This window comes from Streptomyces europaeiscabiei, from assembly GCF_001550375.1.
Lineage (GTDB): Bacteria > Actinomycetota > Actinomycetes > Streptomycetales > Streptomycetaceae > Streptomyces > Streptomyces europaeiscabiei.
This window is the reverse complement of sequence record NZ_LRTR01000789.1, coordinates 1-1,545: the sequence shown is the minus strand read 5'-3', so window position 1 is coordinate 1,545 and position 1,545 is coordinate 1. Positions and strand designations below refer to the sequence as shown.

Here is a 1,545-nt window from a genome sequence, read left to right as displayed (position 1 = left end):
GCGAGGAGGGCGGCGAGGCGGGTGGCGCCGCGGGCGTCGAGGTCGGCGGGCAGGTCGATGAGGCCGCCCCAGCGGTCGGAATGTTCCAGGGCGGCGACCCGGCCGAAGCCCCAGAGGAGGGCCTGGGCGGGGTCCGGCGCGAGGTCGGCGCCGCCGACGGCCACGGCGCCACGGGTGGCGCACCACAGGGGGGCGTCGATGTCGAGGTCGCCGAGGGCCTGGACCAGGGCGAGGGTGCCGGCGAGTCCGACGGGGACGGCCGGGTGGTCGGCGTGGGCGCGGGTGTCCAGGGCGAGGAGGGAGAGCACACCGGCGGGGCGTGCGGCGTCCTCGGCGGTGGTGAGCAGGCCGGCGAGGGCGGCGCGGTCGAGGGCGCCGTCGGGCACGGTGATCAGCCGGACGGTGCGTGCGCCGCCCGCGGAGAGTGCGTCGGCGACGGCGTCGGCGATGCGGGCGTGCCCGGTGGTGTCGGCGGGGGCGAGGAGCAGCCAGGTGCCGGTGAGGGTGGCGGGGCCCGGGGTGAGAGGGCTGAACGAGACGCGGTAGCGCCATGCGTCGGTGGTGGCGCGTTCGCGCTGGGTGCGCCGCCAGTTCGACAGGGCGGGCAGGACGCTGCTGAGGGGGGCGTCGGCGGCCAGGTCGAGGGCGTCGCTGAGGCTCCGCAGGTCCTCCTGCTCGACGGTCTCCCAGAAACGGGCCTCGACGGAGTCCGCGTCGGGCGCGTCGGTGGTGTGACCGGTCGCGGCGGTCTCGCGGAGGGTGGGCCAGTAGCGCTGGTGCTCGAACGGGTAGGTGGGCAGGTCGGTGCGGGCGGCGCCGGTGCCGCCGAAGACCGTCTCGAAGTCGACGTCGACGCCGTGCGCGTGGGCTTCGGCGAGCGCGGTGAGGAACTGCCTGAGGCCGCCCTGGTCGCGGCGGAGGGAGCCGAGGACGGCACCGTCCACGCCGGCCGCGTCGAGGGTGTCGCGCAGCCCGACGGCGAGCACGGGGTGCGGGCCGACCTCGATGAAGGTGCGGTGTCCGGCGGCGATCAGGCCCTGTACGGCCTCCTCGAAGCGGACGGTCTCGCGCAGGTTGGTGTACCAGTAGGTGGCGTCGAGCGCGGTGGTGTCCTGCCAGTCGCCGGTGAGGGAGGAGCGGAAGGGGATCTCGGCGTCGTGCGGGGTGATGCCGTCCAGGGCGTCGAGGACGGTGTCCCGGATGGCCTCGACCTGCGCGGAGTGCGACCCGTAGTCGACGTCGACCTTGCGGGCGCGGACGCCGTCCGCGGTGAGGGCGGCGTGCAGTTCGTCCAGGGCCTCGGCCTCGCCGGAGACGACGACGGTGGCGGGCCCGTTCACGGCGGCGACGGCCAGGCGGTCCGCCCAGGGCGCCATGCGGGCGCGGGTGTCCTCGGCGGACAGCGGCACGGACATCATGCCGCCGGTTCCGGCGATGCGCGTGATGGCGCGGCTGCGCAGGGCGACGACGCGGGCGCCGTCCTCCAGGCTGAGCGCTCCGGCGGCGCAGGCGGCGGCGATCTCGCCCTGGGAGTGGCCGACGACG

The 1,545-nt window shown here is 76.4% G+C and carries 1 protein-coding gene; it reads right to left on the bottom strand.

Annotated elements, in window-relative coordinates; genetic code table 11:
* Positions 1-1,545 (bottom strand): acyltransferase domain-containing protein (locus AWZ10_RS38785; RefSeq protein WP_159058518.1); only part of this gene is annotated, 1,545 nt, incomplete at both ends.